This is a genomic window from Burkholderia sp. AU28863, assembly GCF_002223195.1.
GTDB lineage: Bacteria > Pseudomonadota > Gammaproteobacteria > Burkholderiales > Burkholderiaceae > Burkholderia > Burkholderia sola.
Genome location: NZ_NKFE01000006.1, coordinates 152466 through 177629, shown reverse-complemented (window position 1 = coordinate 177629; position 25164 = coordinate 152466). Strand labels below are relative to the sequence as shown.

The window sequence follows — 25164 nt, the reverse complement described above, 5'->3', positions numbered from 1 at the left end:
GCATGGCCGGCAGCGCGCGCCGGGGCGACGGAACGACAGCAGCAGCGGCAGCATCGCGCGTGCGCCCGTCACATCGTGCGCGTGGCCGACTGCGCGAGCGTCAGCAGTTCGTCGAACTGCGTGATCAACTCGAAGCACAGCAGGAACGCGAGCGTATAGGCGGGTGCGGGGAAGCGCCGGATCATCTCCAGCACCTGCGGCGCGAAGCGCGAGCGGATCGCGTCGCGCGTCAGCAGCCACGCGATCGCGATGCCGATCGCGGCGCCCGCGATCAGATCGGTCGGATAGTGAAAGCCGAGATACGCGCGCGGCAGGCAGATGAACACGACCGAATACAGCAGCGCGACGATGCCGGCGCGGCGCGCGATGATGAAGATGCCGGTCGCGATCGCCATCCACAGCATCGCGTGATCGCTCGGAAACGAACTCCAGGTCTGCAGCGTCGCCGCGCGCAGTCCGGCCGACGGGAAGTGCAGGTGCAGGTCGGGGTTGTAGATCGGCCGTACGCGAAACGGCAGCACCTGCGCGAGCACGCGGCCGACGGCGAGCGCGACGAGCCCGCTCGCGACGGTGGCGACCACCAGCTCGCGTTGCCGCTCGCGGTTCGGGCCCGGCTGGAACCACAGCCAGCACAGCACGGGAATGAGCACGAAGCCCTTGAACGTGTAGAGGCCCGCAATGACGCGGATCGCGTGATTCATCAACGGGCCGAACGTCACGTGGGTGAGGAAGATCTGGATCGTGGTGTCGAAATTGTTCATGTCCTGTGCGACCCGGGCGGACGCGCAGCGCATGACAGGCGGCCGGCTGGATCGGAAAGCGCACTCGCACGGAGCGCAACGGGGGGCAAGTATGTCACCCGTTATTTCGAAGAAAATGCGAAAAAATACCGGGATTCCCCTGATAAAACGGGGCAGCGTGGTGGGGACGGATGGGCAAGCGCCGAGCGGTGCGGCAGGGACAAATCGTCCGATGTTTGCGTGCGCGCGGGCACGGATGTCGGAAAAATATTTGGGTGAACTGGGCAATTCGGCTGATCGGTGCCGACCTTGTGCCGGATGAACGATTGCCGTGCTGTCGCGGCGCGAATCTGCCGGGCGGCGCAGCGTCATGCGCGCCGATCAAAAAATAAAAAAAACGGGCAAGCCGCGTGGGCTTGCCCGCCGGTGTTGCGCGATGCCCGACGTCAGTTGCGCCACACCCGCACGACGAGCGCGGCGAGCGACGTCGCGACGGCCAGCGCGGTCACCGCGTTCCAGCCCAGTTGCGCGAGCAACGCACTGCCGATCGCCGCGCCGGCCGCCATCCCGATGAACATGCCGACGAACAGCACCGCATTGAGGCGGCTGCGCGACGCGGGGTCGATTCGGTAGACGATCGACTGGTGCGCGATCAGCGTGGCCTGCACGCCGAGATCGAAGCCGATCGTCGCGGCGGCGAGCAGTACGAGCTGCGCATGCGGCGACATCAGCGGCGCGGCGGCCATCGACGCGAACGACACCGTCGCGATGCCGATACCGATCCGCGTGACGCGCTCGGGGCCGTGATGGTCGGCGAGGCGCCCGGCGATCGGCGCGGCCAGCGCGCCGGCGGCGCCCGCGAGGCCAAAGGCGCCGGCGGCCGCGCTGCCGAGGTGGAACGGCGCGCCGTGCAGCATCACCGCGAGGGTCGACCAGAACGCGCTGAATCCGACGGCCAGCAGCCCCTGCGCGAGGGCGGCGCGGCGCAGTGCCGAATGCTCGCGCCACAACGCGCCGAGCGAGCCGATCAGCGCGCGATACGGCAGCCGCGTGGTCGGCTCGAAGCGCGGCAGCCCGCGTGCGGCCACGGCGCCGATCGCGGCGACGCTGGCGGCCGCGAGCGCGAACATCGCGCGCCAGCCGGCCGTCTCGGCGACGAACCCGGCCACCACGCGCGACAGCAGGATGCCGAGCAGCAATCCCGTCATCACCGTACCGACGATGCGGCCGCGATGCATGTCGTGCGCGAGCGTCGCGGCGGCCGGCACGACGTCCTGCGCCATCGTCGCGGCGAGGCCGATCGCGAAGCTCGCCGCGAGCAGCAGCCCGAGCGACGGCGCGACGGCGGCCAGCAGCAGCGCGACGACCAGCGCAGAGGCCTTGGTCACGATCACGCGACGCCGGTCGAAGCGGTCGCCGAGCGGCGCGAGCAGCAGGATGCCGAGCGCATAGCCGAGCTGCGTGAGCGTCGGCACGAAGCCGATCGCGCGCGCCGACGCGCCGAGATCGGGTGCCAGCGCGCCGAGCATCGGCTGCGCGTAGTAGAGCGGCGCGACGCCGAGACCGGCGGCGGCCGCGAGCAGCAGCACGAGCCGGCGATCGGGCATCGAATGGGCGGCCGGACGGGCCGCAGCGTGCGCCGCGCGGGGCGCGACATCGAGAGGGGTCGGGGTGGACATCGCGTACATCCTCGGTTGAAGAATGGGATGGACGCGAGTGTGGCGGTACGCGGCCGGCGACGGTAGTGCCGCCTCGCGCAGATTTGTTATACGCTCGACGAATGACCGAAAAATCTTCTCCCTCTCCCGCTGCGGGCGGGTCTCGGCGGATTCAGGCGGTGCCGGTGGACGGCGCCGGCTATCGTTTCGAACTGATGGAAACCTTCGTGCGCATAGTCGAGGCCGGCAGCCTGTCGGCGGCCGCCGTGCAACTGCACACGACGCAGCCGACCATCAGCCGGCGGCTGCAGGCACTGGAAAATTCGCTTGGCATGCGGCTGCTGCAACGCACGACCCATACGATGCGGCTGACCGTCGACGGCGAGCGGTGCTTCAAGCAGGCGAAGGAGCTGCTGGCGAGCTGGGCGGCGTTCGAGGCCGATTTGCGCGGCGCGCAGGAGGAGCCGGCCGGGCTGCTGCGCGTCGCGGTGCCGCACGCGTTCGGCCAGCAGCGTTTCGTTGCGCCGCTCGCGCAGTTCCTGCGCGACTACCCGCGCGTGTCGGTCGAGTGGCTGCTGCAGGACGAGGTGCGCGATTTCGTCGGCAGCGGCATCGATTGCGCGATCCAGGTCGGCGAGCCGACCGATCCGGGCGTGGTCGCGATCCGGCTGACGAAGGTGCCGCGTTTCGTGGTCGCCGCGCCGTCCGTGCTGAACGGCGCGGACGTGCCGGCCGATCCGGACGCGCTCGCCGCGCTGCCGTGGCTCGCGTTGCGCACGTACTACCGCACCGACCTCGCGCTGACGCATGCGGTCACCGGCGACACGCGGCGCATCGCGATCCGCCCGCGCATCACGACCGCGAACCTGTATGCGTTGCGCAGCGCGGCGCTGCTGGGCGTCGGCGCGTGCGTCGGATCGTCGTGGATGCTGGCCGACGATCTCGCGCGCGGCGATCTCGTGCACCTCGCGCCCGAATGGCAGGCCGCGCCGCTGCCCGTCTACCTGACTTATCCGCATGCGCAGTTCTATCCGTCGCGGCTCGTGCGGTTCGCCGCGATGATGCGCGAGGCTGTGCCGGCGCTCGTCGAAGGGCGCGACGGCTGAAGCGGGCGGCGCCGTGGCGGCGACTCGCGCTCAGCCGCGCCGGATCCCTTCGGGCAGCGCGCTGATGCGGCGCACTTCGGGCGAATCGAGCCACGCGCGCGACGTCGCGCAGTCGACGAACATGTCCGTCGCGTCCTCGCCCCAGAACAAGTCGCCGTCGAGCGCGAAGGTCGGCACGCCGAACACGTTCTCGGCGATCGCGCGATCCGTGTTCGCGCGCAGCGCATCCTTGACCGGCTGGGCCTCGACGGCCGTCACGCCCTCCGGAAAGCCGACCGCTTCGCACAGCGCGGCGAAGCCTGCCGGCGTCGATACGTCCTGGCCGTCGCGCCAGATATGCCGGAAGATCCGCCGGATGGCGTCGCGCGAGCCGCCCATCGCGATCGCGAGGCGCAGCGGCTTGATCGGATTGAACGGATGCGCGGGCGGCATCCGGAACGCAATGCCGAGCTTGTCCGCGCGGTATTGCGCATGCCGATAGGTGAACACGCGCTTGGCCGCGATTTCCGCGGGCGCTTTCTGCCCCCAGTGCGTGAGCAGCGCGCCGAGCACGACCGGCCGCGGCTCGAACGCGGCGGTGGGCGGCAACCGGTCGAACTGTTCCTGTTGCAGGTAGGCGAACGGCGAAACGAAATCGAAATACCAACTGGCGGTGCGCGCGGCGTTCATCGCGGGTGTCTCCTCGGGCGGATCCGGTGGTCGGTTGCACGCGCGGTGCGTCGCCTGCGAACGGCGCGCTGCGCGCATCGGCGGCCAGTGTCGCATGCGGCCGCCATTCGCGCTGTCGTATCGCGTGCCGCGTGAACCGGCTCCCTACGACCGGGCGGTGCCGTCCGCCGACGACGCGAGCCGCGCGAGACTGTCGCGTACGGCCGCCGCGTCGTAGCGCGCGCCCGCGCCGCCGAGTGCGACGGTCGCCTTCTGTGCGAGCGGCAGCAGCATCGCGAGCGCCGCCGTCATCGCCGGCGCGGCGGCGAGCCGAGACTTCGGGCCCGATACCGTCAGCGCACCGACGCATTCGCCGGCCGCGCCGAACACGGGCACGGAAGCCGACGCCGTTTCCGGGTCGCGCTCGCCATACGACGCGGCCCACAGCTGTTCGCGCACGTCGTTCCAGCGGGCGTCCTGCGTGTCGGTGAAGGCCAGCAGCACCTTCCCGGATGCGCCCTGGCCGACCGGAAACTCCTCGCCGACGCGGATCGACACGCGCACCGCCCGCGCGGGCTCGACGCGATACAGCACGGAACGCACGTCACCCTGACGCACGTAGAACGATGCCGTTTCCCCGAGTTCGCGGCTCAGCGTCTCGAGAAGCGGCTCGACCACCGGGCCGACGCGGAACGAACGCTGGTACAGCGCGGCGAGCCGCAACGGTTCGTGCCCGATCGCGTACTGGCCGTCGTCGAGCTTGCGCATGAATCCGCCATGCTCGAGCGCGGCGAGCAGACGCAGGATCGTGCTTTTGTACAGCCCGGTGCGGCGCGACAACTCGGCGAGCGTCAACCGATCGTCGGTCTGGCCGAACGCACGGAGGATCGCGAACGCGCGATCGAGCACCGCGACGCCGCTGGACGATTCTTCCATCGCCGGATCGGCTGCGTCGCCGGCGTGATCTGCTGGATTCCTGGGCACGGCCTGCTTCCTTCGAAGGGTGGTCGGCGGACTATATCGTTCTATCTGACAGAACACAAGTTCCAGAAAATCGCATTTTCACGGGTATACCCCGCTTATCGCCCTTTCGACGCACGCTTAAAGTTCTGTCAAGCAGAACTATGTTCTTTCAGATAGAACGACGAGGTGTCGAATGAAGGTTTCCGAAAATCCGAAGGTGCTGGTCAGCGAGGTCGGCCCGCGCGACGGGTTGCAGAGCATCAAGACCGTGATGCCGACGGCCGCCAAGCTGCGCTGGATCACCGCGCTGGCCGCGGCCGGCCTGCGCGAGATCGAGGTCGGGTCGTTCGTGCCGGCCACGCTGTTGCCGCAGATGGCCGACGTGCGCGAAGTCGTCGCGCACGCGCTCGCGATTCCCGGGTTGCACGTCGCCGCGCTGGCGCCCAATCTGCGCGGTGCCGGGGCCGCGTTCGACGCGGGCGTGCACAAGCTGACGCTGCCGGTCTCGGTGACGCAAGCGCATTCGCTGGCCAACATCCGCAAGACGCCCGCGCAGATGATCGACGAGGTGCGCGCGATCGTCGCGCTGCGCGACGCGCGGTTTCCGTCGGTGCAGATCGAGGCGGGCGTGTCGGTGGCGTTCGGTTGCACGATCGCCGGCGCGGTCTCCGACGACGAGACGATCGCGATGGCCGTCGCGATGGCCGAATGCGGAGTCGACGAGATCGGCCTGTCCGACACCAGCGGTTATGCGAATCCCGCGCAGGTGCGCCGGCTGTTCACGCGGCTGCGGCGCGAGGTCGGCGAGAAGGCCGGCGGCGCGCATTTCCACAACACGCGCGGGCAGGGGCTCGCGAACGTCGTCGCGGCGCTCGACGCGGGCGTGACGACGCTCGACGCGAGCCAGGGCGGCCTGGGCGGCTGCCCGTATGCGCCGGGCGCCACCGGCAACATCGTCACCGAGGATCTCGTGTTCCTGCTGGAGGCGATGGGATACGACACGGGCGTCGACGTCGACGCGCTGCTCGCCGCGCGCGCGATCCTGCATGCGGCGCTGCCGTCCGACGCGCTGTACGGCCACGTGCCCGACGCAGGGTTGCCGAAGGGCTTCCGCTATGCGGATGGCCGCGTGCCGTCGACCGCGCAGCCGGAAGGATGCGTGGCGGGAGTCGCGCGATGAACGACCGGCAACCGGCCGCCGCGCTGCCGTACGCAGGCGTGCGCGTGATCGAGATGACGCACATGGTGATGGGCCCGACGTGCGGGATGCTGCTCGCGGATCTCGGCGCGGAGGTGATCAAGATCGAGCCGATCGCCGGCGACAGCACGCGCGCGCTGCGCGGTTCCGGCGCGGGCTTCTTCGGGATGTTCAACCGCAACAAGAAGAGCGTCGCGGTCGATGTGAAGGATCCGCGCGGGCTGGAGATCGTGCAGCGGCTCGTCGCGACGGCCGACGTCTTCAGCGAGAACTTCAAGAGCGGCACGATGGACCGGCTCGGGCTCGGTTATCCGCAGCTGGACGCGCTGAATCCGCGTCTCGTGTACGTGTCGCACAAGGGCTTCCTGCCGGGGCCGTACGAGCATCGCACCGCGCTCGACGAGGTCGTGCAGATGATGGGCGGCCTCGCATACATGACGGGGCCGGAAGGGCGGCCGCTGCGTGCGGGCGCGAGCGTCAACGACATCATGGGCGGCATGTTCGGCGCGATCGGCGCGATGGCCGCGCTCGCGCAGCGCGAGCGCACGGGCCGCGGCCAGCAGGTGCAGAGTTCGCTGTTCGAGAACAACGTGTTCCTCGTCGCGCAGCACATGATGCAGTTCGCGGTGACGGGGCAGGCCGCGTCGCCGATGCCGAGCCGGATTTCCGCGTGGGCCGTCTACGACGTGTTCTCCGTCAAGGACGACGAACAGATTTTTCTGGCGGTCGTGTCGGACACGCAGTGGGCGGTGTTCTGCGATGCGTTCGGCCTGGTCGCGCTGAAGAACGATCCGCGGCTCGCGACCAACAACCTGCGCGTGCAGGCGCGCGAATGGCTGCTGCCGGAATTGCGTTCGCGGCTTGCGCCGTACTCGGCCGCGGAGATCGGCGCGATCTTCGAATCGACCGGCTTGCCGTACGCGCCGATCACGAAGCCGCAGGACCTGTTCGACGATCCGCATCTGCTCGCCACGGGCGGCCTCGAAGCCGTGACGCTGCCGGCCGACGCGAGCAGCGCCGGGCGGCCGGTCGACACGCGCACCGCGCTGCTGCCGCTGACGCTCGCGGGCGAACGCCTGCGGCTGCGCTCGGCGCCGCCCGCGCTCGGCCAGGACACGTGCGCGCTGCTCGGCGAGCTGGGCTACACGCCGGACGACGCGCGCGCGCTGATCGATGCGGGCGTCGTCGCGGGGCGGTACGGCGCGGACGTCGCCGCGCACGGCGACGGGCAGGGCGGCGCGCCGTCGGCGAACGAAGTGGCGAGCGCGTAGCGCAGTCGCGATTCATCGAACGAACAAAGGCGTCCCGGCCGCGCGCCGCGCGGGGAGGATCGCCGCATCCACGGAGACAACCATGACATCCGCTTCCCCGGCGCTGGCCGCCGATCGCGAGGCCGACGCGTCGATCGAGCAACGGGCCGTGCGCAAGGCCGCGTGGCGCTTCATCCCGCTGCTCGCGCTCGCGTATTTCTTCAACTATCTGGATCGCACGAGCGTCGGCTTCGCGGCGCTCACGATGAACCGCGATCTCGGGCTGACGGCGACGCAGTTCGGCTGGGGTGCGGGGATCATGTTTGCCGGCTATTGCGTGTTCGAGGTACCGAGCAATCTCGCGCTGTACCGCTTCGGTGCGCGCCGCTGGCTCGCGCGCATCATGATCACGTGGGGGCTGATGGCGGCCGCGACCGCGCTCGCGACCGGGCCGACCAGCTTCTACGCGATCCGGCTGCTGCTCGGCGTCGGCGAGGCCGGTTTCTTTCCCGGCGTGATCTTCTTCCTCGCCGTGTGGTTTCCGGCGAGCTACCGCACGCGCGTGCTCGCGTGGTTCACCGTGTCGACGCCGCTGTCGTCGCTGGTCGGCGGTCCGCTGTCGACGTGGCTGCTGCAACTCGATGGCACGCTCGGGCTCGCCGGCTGGAAGTGGATGTTCATCGTCGAAGGGCTGCCCGCGTGCGCGCTCGGCTTCCTCGTGCTGAAGCTGCTGTCGGATTCGCCGGCGAATGCCGCGTGGCTGTCGGACGACGAGCGCGCCGCGCTGCAGCGCGCGTTCGAGCGCGAAGGCGCGGCGGCCGGGCGCAAGAAGCGCTTCGGCGTCGCGCTGCGCGACGTGCGCGTGTACGTGCTCGCGCTGATCTCGTTCGGCTTCACGATGGGCTCGTACGGCATTGGCATCTGGTTGCCGCAAATGCTGAAGGCGCACGGGATGTCGACGATGCAGACCGGCTGGCTCTCCGCGGTGCCTTACTTGTTCGCCACGATCGCGCTGCTGTGGTGGGCGAAGCGGGTGGACCGCCGCGGCGGCCCGATCGCGAACCTGGCGATCGGCTTGTTCATCGGCGCGGTGGCGCTCGGCGTGTCGACGCATTTCCTGACGCTCGGGCCGGCGCTCGTCGGCATCACGCTCGCGCTGATCGGCACGATCGCCGGCCGCACGATCTTCTACACGCTGCCGTCGCGCTTCCTGTCCGGCCAGGCCGCGGCCGGCGGGCTGGCGCTGATCAATTCGATCGGCGCGCTCGGCGGCTTCGCGGGCCCCTATCTCGTCGGCTACCTGAAGGACAGCTTCGGCACCTTCACGGCCGGGATGCTCGGCCTTGCGATCGTCCTGGCGATCACGACGTTGCTCACGCTGTCGCTGGTCGCTTTCGACCGGAGCGAATGACATGACCTTTTCGATCAAACGGCGCCGGTTGATCGGCGCGGCCGCCGCATCGTTCGCGCTGCCCGCGCTTGCCGAGACGGCAGCCAACGACGGAGCTCCACGCATGACGCAAAGCAACTACCTCGCGGTTCGTCCAGACTGGCTCGCGTCGGCGCTCGAACCCGCACTCGAGCCTGACCTGCCGATCGTCGATGCGCATCATCACTTCTACGAACGGCCGGGCTGGATCTACATGCTCGACGACTATCTGCAGGACGCGCGCTCGGGCCACAACATCCAGGCGTCCGTCTACATGCAGGCGCAGACGCGTTATCGCGATTCGGGCCCGGCCGAACTGAAGCCGGTGGGCGAGACGGCCTATGTCGCCGGCGTGACCGAGCCGCTGCAGCACGGCCCCGTGGCCGTCGCGAAAGGCATCGTCGGTCATGCGGACCTGCGGCTCGGCGAACGCGTGCGCGACGTGCTGGAAGCGCATGTCGAAGCCGGGCGCGGACGGTTTCGCGGCGTGCGGCACCTGAGCACGTGGGATGCCGATCCGACGCTCGCGAATCCGCTGTCGGCGGTGCCGCGCGGGCTGCTGCTCGATCCCGCGTACCGGGCCGGCGTCGCGCAGCTCGCGCCGCTCGGGCTGTCGTACGACGCGTGGCTGTTCTTCCCGCAGTTGCCCGAATTGTTCGATCTCGCGAAAGCGAACCCGGAGACGCGGATCATCGTCAATCATTGCGGTGGCGTCGTGCGGATCGGCAGCTATGCGGACAAGCGGCCGGAGGTGTTCGCGCGCTGGTCGGCGTCGATGCGCACGCTCGCGCAATTGCCGAACGTGTACGTGAAGGTCGGCGGGCTCGGGATGCGCATCAACGGGTTCGATTTCCAGAAGGGCGCGAGGCCGCCGTCGTCGGTGCAGCTCGCCGACGCGTGGAAGCCGTGGATGATGACCTGTATCGACGCGTTCGGCCCCGGGCGCTGCATGTTCGAGAGCAATTTCCCGGTCGACAAGGGCTCGTATTCGTTCGTGAACGGCTGGAACGCATTCAAGCGGCTGACCGCGCAGGCCGGCGCGGACGAGCGCGACGCGCTGTTCCGCGGCACGGTCACGCACGCTTACCGGCTCGGCTGACGCGCGTGCGGAGCGTCAACCCGCTTCCACCAGCGCCGCGAGCCGCGCCAGCGCCATCTGCCAGCCGGTCTCGTTGTCGGCGGCCGGCACGCCGGGCGGTACGCCGTCGTGCACCGCGTCCACACGCGTGCCGCCCGCTTCGTCGGACAGCGTGATCGTGATCGTCATCGCGCCGCGCAGCATCGGGTCGTCGGTTTCGAATACATCGATCTCGACGATCCGCTCGTCGGGCACGAGCGTGACGAAGCGGCCGTGATAGGTGTCGGTGTGCGCGGTGGTCTTGCCGGCGCCGGCCGACGGCGCGTCGTAGCTCAGCGACACGCGCAGCGCGCCGCCTTCGCGCGTGTCGTACGCGTGCACGCGGCACGTCATGCCGTCGGGCACTTTCCATTGCTCGACCGCGTGCGGGTCGAGCAGCGCACGATAGACGCGCCCGCGCGGGGCGTTCAGGTGCCGGCTGACCCGGGTCGAATGCGTGTGCGTGTGCAACATGTCGCCTCCCGCGAAGCGTGCGAGACGGTGCACGCCGGCGCCCGGCGTGTCGTCATGCTTCCTTCAGGAATGCTAGGCGCGGGCGCGGCGGCATGCAATGACCGCACGCGAAGCGGCGTTCAGCGCAGGGTGGCGGCGAACGCGTCGAGTTGCGTGATGCAGGTGTTCCAGCCCTCGAAAAAGCCGAGCGCTTCGTGGCGCTCGCGCGTCGCCGCGTCGGGATGCATCACGCGCGCCTCGTAGCGGCTGCCCGCGTCGTCGTCGGCCATCGTGACGATCGCCGTGAAGCCCAGCCACGGCGTCTGCGGCCGCCAGCCGCCCGCGAGCATCGACGTGAACGCGATGCGCGATTCCGGCACGATGTCGAGGAAACAGCCGGGGTTGTCGCTCGTGCCGCCGTCGGGGCCGCGCATGAACGTATGGAAAGCGCCGCCCGGCCGCAGGTCGAATGCGCGTACCTCGGTGGTCCACGGCTTCGGGCACCACCATTCCTTCAGCAGTTCGGGGTCGGTCCATGCGCGCCACAGCGCGTGGCGCGGCGCGCGCAACGTGCGGGTGATGACGAGGTCGTGGGCTTCAGCGGGTTCGACGTGGCTGGCTGACATCTTGCTCCTCCTGGTGACGGCGTTCGACGAATTCGACGAGACGATCGGATCGCGCTTCCCACTGCGCGCGCTGCGCGGCGAGCCATGCCTCGGCCTCGGTCAGCCGGCTGCCGACGAGCGCGCAGGTGCGCGAGCGGCCGGTTTTCCGGGTCTCCACGAGGCCGCTGCGCTCGAGCACGGCGACATGCTTCATGAACGACGGCAGCGCCATGTCGAACGGCGCGGCCAGCGCGGAGACGGTCCGCTCGCCATGGCCGAGCGCGCTGACGATCGCGCAGCGCGTCGGATCGGCGAGCGCATGGAACACGGCGCTGATGTGCGGGTGAAGGTTATCCATTCGGCTAAGTGTAGGCGATGTCGACACCGCTGCAGCGACAATTTTCGTCGCGTACGATGATGGGGCGGTAACACGCGCCGACCGCGCGCCGCGTTGTCGGATACCTGCCGTCGTGGCGCGCGCTTCGACGCCCGGCCGGCGTTCGTTCCGAGCCCGCCCCGAACCCGCGCGTGCGGCCCACCTGACTACCGGAGATGGCATGACCGAACCTGTTACCGTCCGCCGCGTCGGCGCGAGCGAAGCGATGGCCTGTGTCGACGCGCTGGCCGACGTGCTGATCGATTGCGTCGAAGGCGGCGCATCCGTCAGCTTCATGTTGCCGATCGAGCGGCCGACCGCCGTCTCATTCTGGACGCGCGTGGCCGAAGGCGTCGCGAACGACGAGCGCATCCTGCTCGTCGCCGAGGATGCGTCCGGCCGGATCGTCGGCACCGTGCAGGTCGTGACCGCGCAGCCCGAGAACCAGCCGCACCGCGCGGACATCGCGAAGATGCTCGTGTCGCGGCACGCGCGCCGGCAGGGCGTCGCGGCGCGCCTGATGGCGGCGGCCGACGCGGCCGCGCGCGACGCCGGCAAGACGGTGCTCGTGCTCGACACGGTGACGGGTGGCGACGCCGAGCGGCTGTACGAACGGGCCGGCTGGCAGCGCGTCGGCATCGTGCCGAACTTTGCGCTGATGCCCGACGGCGCGCTGTGCGCGACGACGTTTTTCCACAAGCAGCTCGCATAATGGCATCCGTCAAACCGCCGCCTCGATGAAACGCTCCCATCTCGCTTTCGCCCTCGCGGGCTTCCTCGTCGCGCTGCCGATTGCCGCGTATGCGCTCGTCAAGCCGCTGCGCGTCGTCGCGCCCGCGCTGGTTCCCGGCGTGTCGTGCCCGAGCGCCGACATCTGCACGGACGACGCCGCGAAGCTCGACGAGGCGCGGCAGCTCTATCGCGACGGCTACGCGCGCGCGGCGGCGGCCGTCGGCGCGTTTCGGGCTTCACCGCGCGTCGTGTTCTGCTCGACACGCGCGTGCGCCGACGCGTTCGGCCTCGGCTCGCGCGCGGCGCTGACGCTCGGGGATTTCGGCGTGATCGTCGCCCCGCGCGGCTGGCAGACCTACTTTCTCGCACATGAACTGATCCATCACCGCCAGGCCGAAGTGCTCGGCAACGTCGCGGTCGTGACGAAGCCGCGCTGGCTGATCGAAGGGATGGCGTATTCGCTCAGCGACGATCCGCGCCATCCGCTCGCGCAACCGTTCGAGTCGTGGCGCACGCAGTTTGCCGCGTGGAACGCGGCGCGCGGCGCGCAGCCGCTGTGGGATGCCGCGCGGGCAGCCCGGTAGCGAGCGATGGCGATGCGGTCGCGTGCGAACGGCGCCGCGCCGCTATGCCGGCCCGGCCGGGCCGTCCGGCTGCTCCACGAGCGCGCGGCGCGCCGCATCGAGAATCTCGTCGGCGAATGCGGGATCGGTGCCGGCAACCGCTCGTGACAGCACCAGCGCGCCGACCATCTGGCTGAGGACGGCGATCGCGTCGCCGCGCGGGTCGGCCGCGGCCGGGCCTTCCGTGGCGACCATGCGTTCCAGCCGGTCGAGATACGCGGCGACGCCGCGCGTGTAGCAGGCACGCGCCGCATCGGTCAGCCGCGGCGCATCGCCCGCGAAGCCCGACAGCGGGCAGCCGGCTTCGACGTTGTCGCGATGCGCGCCCGACAGGTACGCCGTCACCTGTTTCGCGACGCTGCCGGCGCTCGGCGAATCCGCGCGATCCTGCATGGCCTTGTCCACCACGGCGGCGACCAGCGCGTCCTTCGACTTGAAATGATTGTAGAAGCCGCCCTGCGTGAAGCCGGCTTCCTTCATCAATTCCGTCAGCCCGACGGCATCGACGCCGCGCACCCGGAACAGCCGCTCGGCGGCCGCGACGATCGCGTTGCGGTTGTCGGCTGCCTGTTGTCTCGAGACGCCCATCGATCCCTCCCTCTTTCCGGCAATTGCGTCGATTGAAAAACACAATGGCGACCACCATTGACGTGTCGGCCTCGCGCTGGCACCATGCATCGCAAAGACGATGGTGATCGACATTGAGGTTCAAGTGTAGCCGACTTCGCGGACGAAGCGAAGCAACCCGGCGCGGCGTGGATCGAAGTCGGTCCGGGTCCAGAGCGAGGCGCGGACGGCGGGACGGCCCGGCTGGCGGCCGGCGGTGCAACGGTTCGGTACGCGATGGCAGCGTGGTTTTTCACCGGATTCCGAGCGTGTGGCGAACCGGCGCGCACGGGATTCAATCTCCGAAAGGAAGGGTCATGAAGATCGAAGGTGCAGTCGTTTTCATCACGGGCGCGAACCGCGGGCTTGGCCTCGAGTTCGCGAAGCAGGCGCTCGAGCGCGGTGCGCGCAAGGTCTATGCGGGCGCACGCGATCCGGCGAGCGTGACGCTGCCGGGCGTGGTGCCCGTGAAGCTCGACGTGACCGATCCGGCGGCGGTCGCCGCGGCGGCCGAGGCGGCGCGCGACGTCACGCTGCTGATCAACAACGCCGGCATCGCGCGGCTCGGCAGCCTGACCGACGACGGCGCGGTCGATGCATTGCGCGCGCACCTGGAGACCAACGTGTTCGGGATGCTGGCGATGTCGCGCGCATTTGCGGGAACGCTCGCGGCCCACGGCGGCGGCGCGATCCTGAACATCCTGTCGGTCGCGAGCTGGGTGAACCGGCCGATCCTGTCGGGCTACGGCGTATCGAAATCGGCTGCATGGGCGCTGACCAACGGGCTGCGCCATTCGCTGCGCGAGCAGCGCACGCAGGTCGTCGGGCTGCATGCCGGCTTCATCGATACCGATCTGACTGCCGGCCTCGACGTGCCGAAGGCCACGCCGTCCGACGTCGTGCGCCAGGCGTACGACGCCGTCGAGGCAGGGGCGGAGGAAGTGTCGACCGACGAATTCACGCGGCAGGTGAAGGCCACGCTGTCGTCGGGCGTCTATCTGGAAGAACCGGCGCCGCGTTGAAGCCGCCGGCAGGGCGAACCCGCCGCCCGCGCCGTGCGCGCGGCGGCGGATCGGCCCGTCAGACCGTCGTGTCGATGATGCCCGGGATCTTCACGTCCGGGTTCACGTCCGCGTCGTAGTCGACGCCGGCGATCTCGAAGCCGAACAGGCGCAGGAACTCGGTCTTGTAGCCCGCGAAGTCGGTCATCTCGTACAGGTTCTCGTTCGTCACCTTGTCCCACATCGCGACGACTTTCGCCTGCACCTGCGGATCGAGCTCCTTGTAGTCCGCGCGCAGGCGGCCTTCTGCGTCGACGTGCGGCGTCGCGCCGTACAGGCTGTCCTTCAGGAGCCCGTACACCTGCTCGATGCAGCCTTCGTGCGTGCCGGTTTCCTTCATCACCTTGAACAGCAGCGACAGGTACAGCGGCATCATCGGGATCGCCGAGCTGGCCTGCGTGACGACGGCCTTCAGCACCGACACGCGCGCATCGCCGCCGTGCGCGGCCAGCTTGTCGCGGATCGACAGCACCTTCTTGTCGAGATCCTTCTTCGCTTCGCCGATCGAGCCGTTCCAGTAGATGTCGTGCGTGATCTGCTCGCCGAGATACGTGAACGCGGTAGTCTTCGCGCCGTCGGCCAGCACGCCGGCGTCGGCCAGCGCGTCGATCCACATCTGCCAGTCCTCGCCGCCCATCACCGCGACGGTGCCGTCGATCTCTTCCTGCGTCGCCGGCTCGAGCGACACTTCGCGGATCACTTCCTTGTCGGTGTCTAGGCCGCGGAACGTGACGGCCTTGCCGACCGGCTTGAGCGTCGAGCTGATGGTCTCGCCCGTCTTCGGGTGCGTGCGGCGCGGCGCGGCGAGGCTGTAGACGACGAGATCGACCTTGCCGAGATCCTGCTTGATGGTGTCGATCGTGACCTGCTTGACCTTGTCGGAGAATGCGTCGCCGTTGATGCTGCGCGCATACAGCCCCTTTTCGGCGGCGAATTTCTCGAACGCGGCGCTGTTGTACCAGCCGGCCGTGCCGGGCTTCGTTTCGCTGCCGGCGCGCTCGAAGAACACGCCGAGCGTGTCCGCGCCCGAGCCGAAGGCGGCCGAGATCCGGGCGGCGAGGCCGTAGCCGGTCGACGCGCCGATCACGAGCACCTTTTTCGGGCCGTTGGCGATCGGGCCGTGCGAAGTCACGTAATCGATCTGTTCCTTGACGTTGGCTTCGCAGCCGACCGGATGAGTCGTCACGCAGATGAAGCCACGCACGCGCGGTTTGATGATCATGGGAGAACCTCTAGTCAGAAAGGCGCGGACGGCCTGAAATCGGAAAAATCCCGCGCATTGTAAAGGAAGCGGCCGATGGCGGGCGGGCACGGCCGGAAGGCGCCGGATCGCCTGGTTGTTTCTCTCTTGACAGAAATAACTGAAAAAACTAAATTCCCCACCATGGAACTCACACCGATTGCCGAACGATTCATTCTCCACTGGGGCGAAATGGGCTCGCGGTGGGGCGTCAACCGTACTGTCGCGCAGATTCACGCGCTGCTCTACCTGGCCGGACGGCCGGTTGCGGCCGACGAGATCGCCGAGACGCTCAACGTCGCACGCTCCAACGTCAGCACGAGCCTGAAGGAATTGCAGGCGTGGCGGCTCGCGAAGGTCGTGCACGTGCTGGGCGACCGCCGCGACCACTTCGAGACGTCGACCGACATCTGGGAGTTGTTCAAGCTGATCGTCGAAGGGCGGCGTCAGCGCGAGATCGAGCCGACGCTCACGGTGCTGCGCGATTGCCTGACGAATCCGGACATCGCGAACGAGAGCCGCGAGACCGAACAGCGCATCCGCGACACGCTGCAGTTCGTCGAGACGCTCACGACCTGGTCCGACGAAATGCTGCGGCTCAAGCCCGATACGCTGATGAAGGCGCTCGGCATCGGCGCGAAGATCAGCCAGACGGTCAGGCGCAAGCCATCGAAGTAAGCGGTAACGGCAGAGCGGGCACGCAGCCCGCTTTTTCGGGGTTGTTATTTCTGTCTGTACAGAAATAACTGTAAATAAAGGATGAACATGAACGCAGCCTTGCCGTCTACCTGCCCGCCCGATCGCACCGGCGTGCGCGGCATGACCGTGCTCGTCTGCGGTGCGAACGGCTTCATCGGACAGGCGCTGTGCGCGCGGCTCGAAGCCGGCGGGCATCGCGTGCTGCGCGGCGTGCGCCGCGCGGCCGGCCCGCACGACGTCGCGATCGACTTCGCGCGGGACGTCGATCCGCAAGCGTGGCTCGCGCGGCTGAAGGGCGTCGACGTGGTGATCAACGCGGTCGGCATGCTGGCCGATCGACGCGGCGCGACGCTCGACGCCGTGCATCGCGCCGCGCCGTGCGCGCTCTTTACCGCGTGCTGCCTGGCCGGCGTGCGGCGCGTGATCCAGATCTCGGCGCTCGGGGTCGAACGCGGCGACACGCGGTACTTCGCGAGCAAGCAGGCGGCTGACCGCTTCCTGCAGACGCTGCCGATCGACTTCCGCATCGTGCGCCCAGCGCTCGTCCACGGGGCGGCCGGCGCGTCCGCGCGGTTTTTCCGGATGCTCGCGAGCCTGCCCGTACATGTATTGCCGGCGGGCGGCCGTCAGCGGCTGCGCCCGGTGCATGTCGACGATCTCGCCGAAGTCGTGGCGCGGCTCGTCGTACAGCCGGGCGATTCGCGAGCGGCCGGCGGCCGGGTGATCGACGTGGTCGGCAGCGACGAAGTCGAATACCGCGAGATGCTGGCCGGCTACCGTGCCGCGCTCGGATTTCCGCCGGCGGCCCGCGTGACGCTGCCGGGCCCGCTGGTCGGCGCGGCGGCCGCACTGCTCGGCACGCTGCCGGGGGCGATGCTGACGCGCGACACGTGGACGATGCTGCGCGGCGGCAACACGGGCGACCCGGCGGCCACCGCGGCTGTGCTCGGCCGCCCGCCGCGCGGCCTCGGCAGCTTCATCGGCGCGGAAGCCGCCGCGCTGCGCCGCGACGCGCTCGCGATGTGGCGGCGCCCGTTGCTGCTGGGCGCGCTCGCGATCGTGTGGATCTGGACGGCGATCGCGAGCGCCTTCATCCATCCGCTGCACGCGAGCCTTGCGCTGCTGGCGCCTGCGCACCTGACGGGCCTCCCCGCGCTGATCGCGCTTTACGCGGCCAGCGCGCTGGATTTTGCGTTCGGCATCGCGACGGTCGTCGCGCCGTCGCGGCGCCTGTGGGCCGCGCAGGCGGCGCTGATCGTCGCGTACTCGGCGGTCATCGCGGTCACGATGCCGGGCCTGCTGGCCGAGCCGTTCGGCCCCGTGCTCAAGAACGTGCCGATGCTCGCCATCCTGCTGATCCTCTATTCAGAAGAAGAACACGCATGAATACCTATCTCGTCATCAAGGCGCTTCACATCCTGTCTTCGGTGCTGCTGGTCGGCACGGGGTTCGGCACCGCGTTCTATCTGTTCTTCGCGAACCGCACGCGGTCGATACCCGCGATCGCGGCCGTGTCGCGGCTCGTCGTGCGCGCGGACTGGTGGTTCACGACGCCGGCCGTGGTCTTCCAGCCGGCGTCCGGGCTGTGGCTCGCGCACACGGCCGGCTGGCCGTGGCATACGCCGTGGCTGCTCGCGTCGATCGTGCTGTATGCGGTCGCCGGTGCGTGCTGGCTGCCGGTCGTGTGGCTGCAACTCGAACTTGCATCGATGGCGAAGCTCGCGCACGCGAACGGCGATGCCGCGTTGCCCGAGCGCTACTGGCGCTATGCGAAGCGCTGGGAACTGCTTGGCTATCCGGCGTTCTTCGCGATGCTGACCGTCTACTTCCTGATGGTAGTCAAGCCGATGTAAGCCTGTCGCCGTCGCGCGGGAGCGGCGGCGCACGCGTGAAAGCAGTCGATCGATCGGTTCATGATGCTTGCGATAACAACAAGGAGTGCGAAGCGTGGACGCATGTGAATTGGTTCTCTACTTCGATGGGCGATGTTCGTTATGCGTCGCGGAAATCCGGCGTCTCGACGCCCGCGACGCGCGACATCGGCTGGCGTTCGTCGACATCGCCGAACCGGGTTTCGATCCGGCGCCGCTGGGTGTCGACCTGCCCGCGCTGAATCGCGAACTGCATGCGCGTCTGCCCGACGGACGCATGCTGACCGGCATCGACGGCATCGCCGCCGCCCATGCGCTGGTCGGGCGTCGCGGGTTCGCCTGGCTGCTTCGCGTGCCGGCGATGCGTGCCGTGTTCGCGCCGCTGTATCGCCGCCTGGCACGCAACCGATATGCCGTATCGCGCTGGCTCGGGTATCGCGCGCAAGCCTGCTGCGAAGGCGGCGCGTGCAGCATCGGCAGGAACGCCGAAAGCGCGGCGGCGAATCGCCCGCCGCGCGACTCCCTGCGCCGCGTCGCTGTGAGCGCGATGTACACAGCGGCTATCGCGCACCTGCTGGTCGGCGCGGCCATTCCGTGGATCGCCGGCGCATCCTGGCTCGACGCGTACCACCGCGACATCGAGCGGCATTTCTGGTCGACAGCGGCGCCCGAAGCCGCGCGCGTCCAGCAGATATGGTGGATGTCGCTGCTCGGCGCGACGGTGCAGTGCGCCGCGGTCTGGATGTTCGCGCTCGTCCATCTCGGCAACCGGCTGCGGAAACGGCAAGTGTGGGGCTGGCTGCTGGCCGGCCTGTCGATCTGGGCGCCGCAGGACATGCTGTTGTCGTGGCAGGCGCAGGTGTGGGGGCACGTGGCGATCGACGTTGCCGCCCTCGTCACGATGGTGCCGCCGCTGGTCTGGTTGCGGAGGAGGGATACCGCATGAACACGTTGCCGGCTTTCGACTGGGCGCTCAACCTGCTGATCGTGCAGGGCGCGATGGGCGCATTCGATACGCTTTACCACCACGAACTCACGCAGGACCTGCCGCACCGCCCCCGCGCGCGGCTCGAACTGGCGATTCACGCGGTACGGTCCGTGCTGTACGGCCTCGTGTTCGCGTCGATCGCGAACGTCGCGTTTCACGGCGCGTGGGTCGCGGCGCTCGCGGCGGTTGTGTTCGTCGAAGTGGTGCTGACGTTGTGGGATTTCGTCGTCGAGGACCAGAGCCGCAAGCTGCCGGCGACCGAGCGCGTGCTGCATACGCTGCTGGCCGTCAACGGCGGCGCGTTGTTCGGGATGATCGCGATGCAACTCGCCGTATGGGCGCATGCGCCGACCGCGCTGCAGCCGATCGACCTCGGCTGGCGCGGCTGGTTGCTCACCCTGTTCGCCGTCGGCGTGACGCTGTCGGGCGTGCGCGACGGGATCGCCGCGTGCCGCATCGCGCCACGCGCGCCGGCCGCCAACCCGTTCGCCGGGCAGCGGCCGGGCAACGTACTCGTTACCGGCGGGACCGGCTTCATCGGCGAAGCGCTCGTGAACCAGTTGCTCGATGCTGGGCATATGGTCACGTTGCTGGCGCGCGATCCGTTGCGCGCGGCTTACCTGTTTCAAGGCCGCGTGCGCAGCGTGACGTCGGTCGACCAGTTGCAGCCGCACGAGCGCTTCGACACGGTCGTCAATCTCGCCGGCGCGCCGGTGCTGGGCGCACGCTGGAGCAAACGCCGGCGGGCGCTGCTGCTCGCCAGCCGCGCCGGCGTCACGCAGGCGCTGACGCGCTGGGTCGAGACCGCCGAGGTCAAGCCGCGCACGTGGATCCAGGCGTCGGCGATCGGCTACTACGGCGTACGGCCGGGCGACGAACGGCTCGACGAAGGCAGCAGTACCGGCACCGGCTTCATGTCCGAGCTGTGCCGGCAGTGGGAGCAGTCCGTGCAACCGCTCGAGCGCCACGGCGTGCGCGCGGTGGTGCTGCGGCTGGGCATCGTGTTCGGCCCGGGCGGCGCGTTGCGGCCGATGCTGCTGCCGCATTACGTCGGGCTGGGCGGACGATTCGGCGACGGCGCGCAGGTGATGAGCTGGATTCACCGCGACGACGTGTTGCGGATCGTCGCGCGAGCGATGTCCAACACGGGCATGCGCGGCGTCTACAACGCGGTCGCGCCGGTGCCGCTGACCCAGCGCGCGTTCGTGCAGGTCGTGACGAAGGTGCTGCGCCGCCCGGCGTTCCTGCACGTGCCGGCCGCGCCGTTGCGCGCCGCGATGGGCGAGATGGCCGAGCTGCTGCTGGACGGGCAGCGCGTGGTGCCGGCACGGCTGCATCAGGACGGATTCATGTTCCGCTTCCCGACGGCCGAGCACGCGCTGCGCGACCTGACGAATCGGCCGCACACCGATTTCGCGCCCGCGGTCTGCCGTTTTCCGCGAGGTCGTGTATAAATTCGGCGTGAACGCGTTGGGCGCGTGCCGTGCGCGCCCAACGCTCCGCACCCGACCTCTCAAGGAGACTGCATGCTGCACGTCCTCGGCAAGATTCCGTCCATCAACGTTCGCAAGGTGCTGTGGCTGTGCACCGAGCTGAACCTGCCGTTCGAACAGGAAGACTGGGGCGCGGGCTTCCGCACGACCCACGATCCGGCCTATCTCGCGCTGAATCCGAACGCGCTCGTGCCCGTCATCAAGGATGACGATTTCGTGCTGTGGGAATCGAACACGATCATCCGCTACCTCGCGAATCGCTACGGCGGCGATGCGCTGTATCCGGCCGAGCCGCAGGCGCGTGCGCGCGTCGACCAGTGGATCGACTGGCAGGGCTCGGACCTGAACCGCTCGTGGGTCGGCGCATTCCTCGGCCTCGTGCGCAAGTCGCCCGACCACCAGGATCCGGACGGCATCGCGCGGTCGATCGCGGGCTGGACGACGCACATGCGCGTGCTGAACGCGCAGCTCGAAAAGACCGGCGCGTACGTGGCCGGAAACACGTTCACGCTCGCGGATATCCCGATCGGTTTGTCGGTGAACCGCTGGTTCGGCACGCCGTTCGAGCATCCGGACCTGCCGGCGGTGTCGCGCTACATCGAACGCCTCGCGACGCGCGAAGGGTTCAAGCAGTACGGCGGCAGCGCGAATCCGTAGTGCAGCGCGGATAGCGCTGAAGCGGCGGCGTCGCCATGATCGCCGCCGTAGCGCGTACGGCGGGCAAGGGCGCGTCGTCACGCACCGGGCGCCGGCACCGCGTCGAGCACGCGCGCGAGAAACGCCTCGTGATTCCACGCGGCTTCCGGCCTCGACAGGCCGAGCCGCACGACCACCAGCTCGCGGCTCGGCACCACGCTCACGAACTGGCCTTCATGGCCGACCGCATGAAACGCGTCGGCCGGCATCGCGCGTGCATGCGGATCGCGATCGTTGAACGGCTCCGGCACCTTCACCCACAGCTGCGCGCCGAATTCCTGTCGCGACGACTGCGGCGTCGCGCGCGTCAGGTAACGCACCCAGCCTTCCGGCAGCAGCCGCTGCCCGTTCCACACGCCGTCCTGCAGCAGAAGCTGCCCGAAGCGCGCCCAGTCGCGCGCGCTCGCATACAGGTACGACGCGCTGACGAGCGTGCCGGACGCATCGGGCTCGAACACCGCGCTGCGCATCCCGAGCGGCGCGAACAGCGCGCGGCGCGGAAATGCGAGATAGTCGCCGTCACTGCCGCCCAGCGCTTCGCGCATCACGCGCGCGACGATCGCGCTCGTGCCGCTCGAGTACGACCACTGCGCGCCGGGCGTCGCGGCAAGCGGTTTCGCCGACGCGAACCGTGCGGTATCGGGCTGCGTGAACAGCATCACCGCGACGTCGGACAGCGGGTCGTCGTAGTCCTCGTTGAATTGCAGGCCGCTCGTCATACGCAGCAGCTCATCGAGCGTGATGGCCGCGCGCGGATCGCCACTGCCGCGCCATTCGGGCAGCAGCGCCGACGCGTCCGGCGACAGCTTGTGCCGTGCGACCAGCGTGCCGACCAGCGCGGCGGTCACGGTCTTCGTCATCGACCAGCCGGGCAGCGGCGTGTCGGCCGTGAAGCCGGGCGCATAGCGTTCGGCGATCACCTGGCCGCGCCACATCACGACGACCGCGCGCGTGCGCCGCGGCCGCGCCGGATCGGGTTCGTCGAATGCGCGGTCGAGCGCGGTCTGCAGCTTGCGTGCGTCGATGCCGGCGGGCGGCGTGGCCGGTGCGGGTGGGTCGGGCGGCGCGACCGGTGGATCGGGGAGGGGCGGCAACGCGGCCGGCAAGGTGGCCGCCGCCGCACCGGTCGGGGCCCCGAGTGCGAGCGTGCAGCCGAGCCCGGGCCGGAAGTCGGCTTCGCGTTCGGCGAAGCCGGCGAACGTCGCCACCGCGCGATGATGGTCGGGATCGAGCGACGGGCGTACCAGTTTCAGCAGCGGATGGACGCCGGCCATGATGTCGACGTCGATCACGGACGCGGCCGGGCGACCCGACACGAACACGCCCGAACACAGCGCCTTGGCCGCATAGCCGGTCGCGATCGGCGCGAGCCGCGACAGCATGATGCCCGTATAGCCGATCGCGGCCACGAGCGCGAGCGCGATACCGCGCAGAATCAGCTTCTTGAGGGGGATCGTCATGCGCGAGCGTCCTCGGTGGCGTGCCGGCCGGCAACGATGCGGCAGTGTCGCAGGTTCGGGCGATGCGTTGCAATCGCGGTTGCGTGACGCGTGACGACGGCCGCATGCAGGCGCGTTGCCGCCCGCTCCACAATCCGGCACGCGTCGCGCGTCGGGCGTGTTGATATCGGGCGGGCCGTCGGCCGATAATCGTCCGGCATTGCTGTCCCAGTCCCACTGTCCAATCGAGATCGGAAAACGCCATGTCCTACGACGACAACAACCCGTTCGCCAAAATCCTGCGTGGCGAACTGCCGTGCGTGAAGGTCGCCGAAGACGACGCGACGCTCGCCATCATGGATCTGATGCCGCAGGCCGACGGTCACGTGCTCGTGATCCCGAAGGAGCCGGCCGCGCAGATTTTCGAGCTGTCCGGCGATGCGGCCGCGGCCGGCATCCGCATGACGCAGCGTGTCGCGGCGGCGGTGCGCGCGGCGCTCGAGCCGGACGGCGTGTTCATCGGCCAGTTCAACGGCGCGGCAGCCGGCCAGACGGTCCCGCATGTGCATTTCCACGTGATTCCGCGCTGGGAAGGCGCGGAGCTGCGGATGCACGCGCGCGACATCGCCGACGCCGCGACGCTCGAAGCGCTCGCGCAGCGCATTCGTGCCCGCTTCGTGTAACAACCCCGTCCGCCCCCGGCGCAGCGGCCGCCCACCGGCCGGCCGCTGCGCCGCCAGAACCTGTTTCTGCGGTCACACCAGGTAACACGTGTAACCGCCCGGGAAACTCGGCCGGGCGGGCCCGGCGCTAGACTCCGCGCATTGTTTCATCGAGCGACAGGAGGGGCGGATCGCCTCTTCGTGCCGGCTGTCGCGTGGTGCGGCGACACGCGGCGGCGCGGCCTTCGCGAGATGCCATTCGTCTTTCGCGCCGGGAACCGAGCCATGTCCAGACTTCTCATCACGCTTGCCCTGATCGGCGGCCTGTCCGGCTGCTACGTCGCGCCGCCGTACGGCTACGCGCCCGCGCCGGCCTACTACGGGTATGCGCCCGCGTATTACGCGCCACCCGTCACCGTCGGCATCGGCGGCCACTTCCACATCCGCTGAGCTGTCGCAGCACGCCGGCCGCGGCCATACCGGCCCGGTCGGCTGCCGTCGGCAGGACGAGGCACGCGCGTTCGCGCGCCGCATGACGGTGCTGCACGGCACTCGGGGTGCGCAGTTCCTATACTTCACAGGAATGCGTATCCCCGCGAGGCCGTCATGACAGCCACCCCCAAGGTCATCGTTCTGTCGAGCCTGTCCACGCTCGTCTATCTCGGGCTCGCCGTGCTCGGCATCGGCGGGTTCGCTGCATTCTTCTCGCATCCACAGCTGACCGTCGTCGCGCTCGCGACGCTCGCGATGGCCGTCACCGCGCTGTTCACCGAAGGCAACCTGAGCAGCGGAGAGCGCGAGAGTCGCGACAACCGCTGGGTGCTCGCGGCGTTCGCGGTGAGCGGCTTCCTGCTCGCGTACCTGCCCGCGCTGACCGACCGGCTCGACGTCTGGACGTTCGGCGGCGACACGGTGCGCTGGATCGGCGTCGTGCTGTACCTCGCGGGCGGCGTGCTGCGGATGTGGCCCGTGTTCGTGCTCGGCAAGCGCTTCAGCGGGCTCGTCGCGATCCAGCCGGGCCATACGCTCGTGACCGGCGGTATCTACAGCCGTATCCGCAATCCGAGCTATCTGGGCCTGGTCGTCAATTCGTTCGGCTGGGCGCTGGCGTTCCGTTCGGGCGTCGGCGTGCTGCTGGTCGTGCTGACGCTGGTGCCGCTCGTCGCGCGAATTCGCTCGGAGGAGGCATTGTTGCGTTCGCAATTCGGCGCCGAGTACGACGCGTACTGCGCGCGGACGTGGCGGTTGCTGCCCGGCGTGTACTGACCCTCGGCATCTTCCCCCCGGACCCTCGTTCGGAGACCCGCTCTCGACATGTGCAGATGTGTTGCCACGTGTGTCTCGAATGTACGGCCGCCTGCATGACCGGCTTGTCGCGAGGCAGGGCCGGACCCTTGCCAAAGCCAATACCGGCAAGGGTTTCAGCCGGATTCGGCGCGCTCGTTCATCGTCTGTTATTCGTAAACAACTTGTTACCACAATGTCCACGGCAGGAATGCGGGACCGGTGCT

General features: G+C 69.2%; 27 protein-coding genes. 17 read left to right on the top strand and 10 right to left on the bottom strand.

Annotation, left to right across the window (positions count from 1 at the left end; all coding sequences use genetic code 11):
* Nucleotides 1–68 precede the first annotated feature (68 nt).
* Together CFB81_RS27420 and CFB81_RS27415 are read right to left on the bottom strand one after the other, a co-directional pair.
* The gene (locus tag CFB81_RS27420; protein WP_089437520.1) at nucleotides 69–761 is read right to left on the bottom strand and encodes a phosphatase PAP2 family protein; all 693 of its coding nucleotides are present in this window, start codon (nucleotides 759–761) and stop codon (nucleotides 69–71) included.
* A 425-nt stretch (nucleotides 762–1186) separates the two neighbouring features.
* Nucleotides 1187–2419 (bottom strand): MFS transporter, encoded by a 1233-nt coding sequence (locus CFB81_RS27415; protein ID WP_089437519.1) that lies wholly within the window; start codon nucleotides 2417–2419, stop codon nucleotides 1187–1189.
* Between the two features lie 101 nt (nucleotides 2420–2520).
* Here CFB81_RS27415 and CFB81_RS27410 point away from each other — a divergent pair, with 101 nt between their 5' ends.
* The gene (locus CFB81_RS27410) at nucleotides 2521–3504 is read left to right on the top strand and encodes a LysR family transcriptional regulator (protein ID WP_084044526.1); all 984 of its coding nucleotides are present in this window, start codon (nucleotides 2521–2523) and stop codon (nucleotides 3502–3504) included.
* A gap of 30 nt (nucleotides 3505–3534) precedes the next feature.
* Here the strand turns inward: CFB81_RS27410 and CFB81_RS27405 are convergent, their stop codons facing one another.
* Both CFB81_RS27405 and CFB81_RS27400 read right to left on the bottom strand, forming a co-directional pair.
* On the bottom strand, nucleotides 3535–4173 hold the full coding sequence (locus tag CFB81_RS27405) for a 2-hydroxychromene-2-carboxylate isomerase (protein ID WP_089437248.1): 639 nt from the start codon (nucleotides 4171–4173) through the stop codon (nucleotides 3535–3537).
* Between the two features lie 144 nt (nucleotides 4174–4317).
* Nucleotides 4318–5136, bottom strand: coding sequence for an IclR family transcriptional regulator (locus CFB81_RS27400; RefSeq protein WP_089437247.1), 819 nt, complete (start codon nucleotides 5134–5136; stop codon nucleotides 4318–4320).
* Between the two features lie 172 nt (nucleotides 5137–5308).
* Between CFB81_RS27400 and CFB81_RS27395 the strand changes: the two genes are divergently transcribed.
* From CFB81_RS27395 to CFB81_RS27380, 4 genes are all read left to right on the top strand, one after another.
* Nucleotides 5309–6295 (top strand): hydroxymethylglutaryl-CoA lyase, encoded by a 987-nt coding sequence (locus CFB81_RS27395; RefSeq protein ID WP_089437246.1) that lies wholly within the window; start codon nucleotides 5309–5311, stop codon nucleotides 6293–6295.
* Complete coding sequence (locus tag CFB81_RS27390) at nucleotides 6292–7584, top strand: CaiB/BaiF CoA-transferase family protein (protein WP_089437245.1); 1293 nt, start codon at nucleotides 6292–6294, stop codon at nucleotides 7582–7584. Before CFB81_RS27395 ends, CFB81_RS27390 begins: the two co-directional genes overlap by 4 nt.
* 82 nt (nucleotides 7585–7666) lie before the next feature.
* Complete coding sequence (locus tag CFB81_RS27385; RefSeq protein ID WP_089437244.1) at nucleotides 7667–8974, top strand: MFS transporter; 1308 nt, start codon at nucleotides 7667–7669, stop codon at nucleotides 8972–8974.
* A gap of 1 nt (nucleotide 8975) precedes the next feature.
* On the top strand, nucleotides 8976–10091 hold the full coding sequence (locus CFB81_RS27380; protein ID WP_089437243.1) for an amidohydrolase: 1116 nt from the start codon (nucleotides 8976–8978) through the stop codon (nucleotides 10089–10091).
* 15 nt (nucleotides 10092–10106) lie between these two features.
* Here CFB81_RS27380 and CFB81_RS27375 read toward each other — a convergent pair whose 3' ends face one another.
* The 3 genes from CFB81_RS27375 to CFB81_RS27365 form a co-directional block, all read right to left on the bottom strand.
* Nucleotides 10107–10583 carry an SRPBCC family protein gene (locus tag CFB81_RS27375; protein ID WP_069621743.1) on the bottom strand — a complete coding sequence of 159 codons (477 nt, stop codon included), beginning with the start codon at nucleotides 10581–10583 and terminating at the stop codon, nucleotides 10107–10109.
* Between the two features lie 119 nt (nucleotides 10584–10702).
* A complete protein-coding gene (locus tag CFB81_RS27370; protein WP_089437242.1) occupies nucleotides 10703–11188 on the bottom strand; it encodes an SRPBCC family protein in 486 nt (161 codons plus the stop codon).
* The gene (locus tag CFB81_RS27365) at nucleotides 11160–11525 is read right to left on the bottom strand and encodes a helix-turn-helix transcriptional regulator (RefSeq protein ID WP_089437241.1); all 366 of its coding nucleotides are present in this window, start codon (nucleotides 11523–11525) and stop codon (nucleotides 11160–11162) included. Before CFB81_RS27365 ends, CFB81_RS27370 begins: the two co-directional genes overlap by 29 nt.
* Before the next feature lie 199 nt (nucleotides 11526–11724).
* Here CFB81_RS27365 and CFB81_RS27360 point away from each other — a divergent pair, with 199 nt between their 5' ends.
* Together CFB81_RS27360 and CFB81_RS27355 are read left to right on the top strand one after the other, a co-directional pair.
* Nucleotides 11725–12255 (top strand): GNAT family N-acetyltransferase, encoded by a 531-nt coding sequence (locus CFB81_RS27360; protein WP_089437240.1) that lies wholly within the window; start codon nucleotides 11725–11727, stop codon nucleotides 12253–12255.
* Nucleotides 12256–12280: 25 nt separating this feature from the next.
* A complete protein-coding gene (locus CFB81_RS27355) occupies nucleotides 12281–12859 on the top strand; it encodes a hypothetical protein (protein ID WP_089437239.1) in 579 nt (192 codons plus the stop codon).
* A 42-nt stretch (nucleotides 12860–12901) separates the two neighbouring features.
* On the opposite strand, the gene CFB81_RS27350 is transcribed toward CFB81_RS27355, so the two are convergent.
* Nucleotides 12902–13486, bottom strand: coding sequence for a TetR/AcrR family transcriptional regulator (locus tag CFB81_RS27350; RefSeq protein WP_069621613.1), 585 nt, complete (start codon nucleotides 13484–13486; stop codon nucleotides 12902–12904).
* 335 nt (nucleotides 13487–13821) lie between these two features.
* Here CFB81_RS27350 and CFB81_RS27345 point away from each other — a divergent pair, with 335 nt between their 5' ends.
* Nucleotides 13822–14526: an SDR family oxidoreductase gene (locus tag CFB81_RS27345; RefSeq protein WP_069621612.1), complete on the top strand. Its 705-nt coding sequence runs from the start codon at nucleotides 13822–13824 to the stop codon at nucleotides 14524–14526.
* A gap of 58 nt (nucleotides 14527–14584) precedes the next feature.
* On the opposite strand, the gene fabV is transcribed toward CFB81_RS27345, so the two are convergent.
* The gene (gene fabV, locus CFB81_RS27340; protein WP_089437238.1) at nucleotides 14585–15787 is read right to left on the bottom strand and encodes an enoyl-ACP reductase FabV; all 1203 of its coding nucleotides are present in this window, start codon (nucleotides 15785–15787) and stop codon (nucleotides 14585–14587) included.
* 162 nt (nucleotides 15788–15949) lie between these two features.
* Here fabV and CFB81_RS27335 point away from each other — a divergent pair, with 162 nt between their 5' ends.
* The 6 genes from CFB81_RS27335 (at nucleotide 15950) to CFB81_RS27310 (ending at nucleotide 21513) form a co-directional block, all read left to right on the top strand.
* A complete protein-coding gene (locus CFB81_RS27335; protein WP_069621610.1) occupies nucleotides 15950–16483 on the top strand; it encodes a GbsR/MarR family transcriptional regulator in 534 nt (177 codons plus the stop codon).
* Nucleotides 16484–16570: 87 nt separating this feature from the next.
* Nucleotides 16571–17890: an SDR family oxidoreductase gene (locus tag CFB81_RS27330; protein ID WP_089437518.1), complete on the top strand. Its 1320-nt coding sequence runs from the start codon at nucleotides 16571–16573 to the stop codon at nucleotides 17888–17890.
* Nucleotides 17887–18357, top strand: a complete 471-nt coding sequence (locus CFB81_RS27325; protein ID WP_069621608.1) for a DUF2269 domain-containing protein — start codon at nucleotides 17887–17889, stop codon at nucleotides 18355–18357. Before CFB81_RS27330 ends, CFB81_RS27325 begins: the two co-directional genes overlap by 4 nt.
* A 94-nt stretch (nucleotides 18358–18451) precedes the next feature.
* Nucleotides 18452–19321: a thiol-disulfide oxidoreductase DCC family protein gene (locus tag CFB81_RS27320; RefSeq protein WP_089437237.1), complete on the top strand. Its 870-nt coding sequence runs from the start codon at nucleotides 18452–18454 to the stop codon at nucleotides 19319–19321.
* On the top strand, nucleotides 19318–20817 hold the full coding sequence (locus tag CFB81_RS27315; protein WP_089437236.1) for a TIGR01777 family oxidoreductase: 1500 nt from the start codon (nucleotides 19318–19320) through the stop codon (nucleotides 20815–20817). Before CFB81_RS27320 ends, CFB81_RS27315 begins: the two co-directional genes overlap by 4 nt.
* Nucleotides 20818–20889: 72 nt before the next feature.
* Nucleotides 20890–21513 carry a glutathione S-transferase family protein gene (locus CFB81_RS27310; protein ID WP_069621605.1) on the top strand — a complete coding sequence of 208 codons (624 nt, stop codon included), beginning with the start codon at nucleotides 20890–20892 and terminating at the stop codon, nucleotides 21511–21513.
* A 77-nt stretch (nucleotides 21514–21590) separates the two neighbouring features.
* Here CFB81_RS27310 and CFB81_RS27305 read toward each other — a convergent pair whose 3' ends face one another.
* A complete protein-coding gene (locus tag CFB81_RS27305) occupies nucleotides 21591–23012 on the bottom strand; it encodes a serine hydrolase (protein WP_089437235.1) in 1422 nt (473 codons plus the stop codon).
* Between the two features lie 242 nt (nucleotides 23013–23254).
* On the opposite strand from CFB81_RS27305, the gene CFB81_RS27300 reads away from it, so the two are divergent.
* From CFB81_RS27300 to CFB81_RS27295, 3 genes are all read left to right on the top strand, one after another.
* Nucleotides 23255–23674 carry an HIT family protein gene (locus CFB81_RS27300; protein WP_089437234.1) on the top strand — a complete coding sequence of 140 codons (420 nt, stop codon included), beginning with the start codon at nucleotides 23255–23257 and terminating at the stop codon, nucleotides 23672–23674.
* A 264-nt stretch (nucleotides 23675–23938) separates the two neighbouring features.
* The gene (locus CFB81_RS36290) at nucleotides 23939–24103 is read left to right on the top strand and encodes a hypothetical protein (RefSeq protein WP_162838116.1); all 165 of its coding nucleotides are present in this window, start codon (nucleotides 23939–23941) and stop codon (nucleotides 24101–24103) included.
* A 156-nt stretch (nucleotides 24104–24259) separates the two neighbouring features.
* Nucleotides 24260–24919 carry an isoprenylcysteine carboxylmethyltransferase family protein gene (locus CFB81_RS27295; protein WP_089437233.1) on the top strand — a complete coding sequence of 220 codons (660 nt, stop codon included), beginning with the start codon at nucleotides 24260–24262 and terminating at the stop codon, nucleotides 24917–24919.
* Nucleotides 24920–25164 lie beyond the last annotated feature (245 nt).

Bases quoted from the DNA above. Each gene is read 5' to 3' on its own strand.
- CFB81_RS27420 (WP_089437520.1), bottom strand. From the start codon at position 761: ATGAACAATTTCGACACCACGATCCAGATCTTCCTCACCCACGTGACG.
- CFB81_RS27415 (WP_089437519.1), bottom strand. From the start codon at position 2,419: ATGTCCACCCCGACCCCTCTCGATGTCGCGCCCCGCGCGGCGCACGCT.
- CFB81_RS27410 (WP_084044526.1), top strand. From the start codon at position 2,521: ATGACCGAAAAATCTTCTCCCTCTCCCGCTGCGGGCGGGTCTCGGCGG.
- CFB81_RS27405 (WP_089437248.1), bottom strand. From the start codon at position 4,173: ATGAACGCCGCGCGCACCGCCAGTTGGTATTTCGATTTCGTTTCGCCG.
- CFB81_RS27395 (WP_089437246.1), top strand. From the start codon at position 5,309: ATGAAGGTTTCCGAAAATCCGAAGGTGCTGGTCAGCGAGGTCGGCCCG.
- CFB81_RS27390 (WP_089437245.1), top strand. From the start codon at position 6,292: ATGAACGACCGGCAACCGGCCGCCGCGCTGCCGTACGCAGGCGTGCGC.
- CFB81_RS27385 (WP_089437244.1), top strand. From the start codon at position 7,667: ATGACATCCGCTTCCCCGGCGCTGGCCGCCGATCGCGAGGCCGACGCG.
- CFB81_RS27380 (WP_089437243.1), top strand. From the start codon at position 8,976: ATGACCTTTTCGATCAAACGGCGCCGGTTGATCGGCGCGGCCGCCGCA.
- CFB81_RS27375 (WP_069621743.1), bottom strand. From the start codon at position 10,583: ATGTTGCACACGCACACGCATTCGACCCGGGTCAGCCGGCACCTGAAC.
- CFB81_RS27370 (WP_089437242.1), bottom strand. From the start codon at position 11,188: ATGTCAGCCAGCCACGTCGAACCCGCTGAAGCCCACGACCTCGTCATC.
- CFB81_RS27365 (WP_089437241.1), bottom strand. From the start codon at position 11,525: ATGGATAACCTTCACCCGCACATCAGCGCCGTGTTCCATGCGCTCGCC.
- CFB81_RS27360 (WP_089437240.1), top strand. From the start codon at position 11,725: ATGACCGAACCTGTTACCGTCCGCCGCGTCGGCGCGAGCGAAGCGATG.
- CFB81_RS27355 (WP_089437239.1), top strand. From the start codon at position 12,281: ATGAAACGCTCCCATCTCGCTTTCGCCCTCGCGGGCTTCCTCGTCGCG.
- CFB81_RS27350 (WP_069621613.1), bottom strand. From the start codon at position 13,486: ATGGGCGTCTCGAGACAACAGGCAGCCGACAACCGCAACGCGATCGTC.
- CFB81_RS27345 (WP_069621612.1), top strand. From the start codon at position 13,822: ATGAAGATCGAAGGTGCAGTCGTTTTCATCACGGGCGCGAACCGCGGG.
- fabV (WP_089437238.1), bottom strand. From the start codon at position 15,787: ATGATCATCAAACCGCGCGTGCGTGGCTTCATCTGCGTGACGACTCAT.
- CFB81_RS27335 (WP_069621610.1), top strand. From the start codon at position 15,950: ATGGAACTCACACCGATTGCCGAACGATTCATTCTCCACTGGGGCGAA.
- CFB81_RS27330 (WP_089437518.1), top strand. From the start codon at position 16,571: ATGAACGCAGCCTTGCCGTCTACCTGCCCGCCCGATCGCACCGGCGTG.
- CFB81_RS27325 (WP_069621608.1), top strand. From the start codon at position 17,887: ATGAATACCTATCTCGTCATCAAGGCGCTTCACATCCTGTCTTCGGTG.
- CFB81_RS27315 (WP_089437236.1), top strand. From the start codon at position 19,318: ATGAACACGTTGCCGGCTTTCGACTGGGCGCTCAACCTGCTGATCGTG.
- CFB81_RS27310 (WP_069621605.1), top strand. From the start codon at position 20,890: ATGCTGCACGTCCTCGGCAAGATTCCGTCCATCAACGTTCGCAAGGTG.
- CFB81_RS27305 (WP_089437235.1), bottom strand. From the start codon at position 23,012: ATGACGATCCCCCTCAAGAAGCTGATTCTGCGCGGTATCGCGCTCGCG.
- CFB81_RS27300 (WP_089437234.1), top strand. From the start codon at position 23,255: ATGTCCTACGACGACAACAACCCGTTCGCCAAAATCCTGCGTGGCGAA.
- CFB81_RS36290 (WP_162838116.1), top strand. From the start codon at position 23,939: ATGTCCAGACTTCTCATCACGCTTGCCCTGATCGGCGGCCTGTCCGGC.
- CFB81_RS27295 (WP_089437233.1), top strand. From the start codon at position 24,260: ATGACAGCCACCCCCAAGGTCATCGTTCTGTCGAGCCTGTCCACGCTC.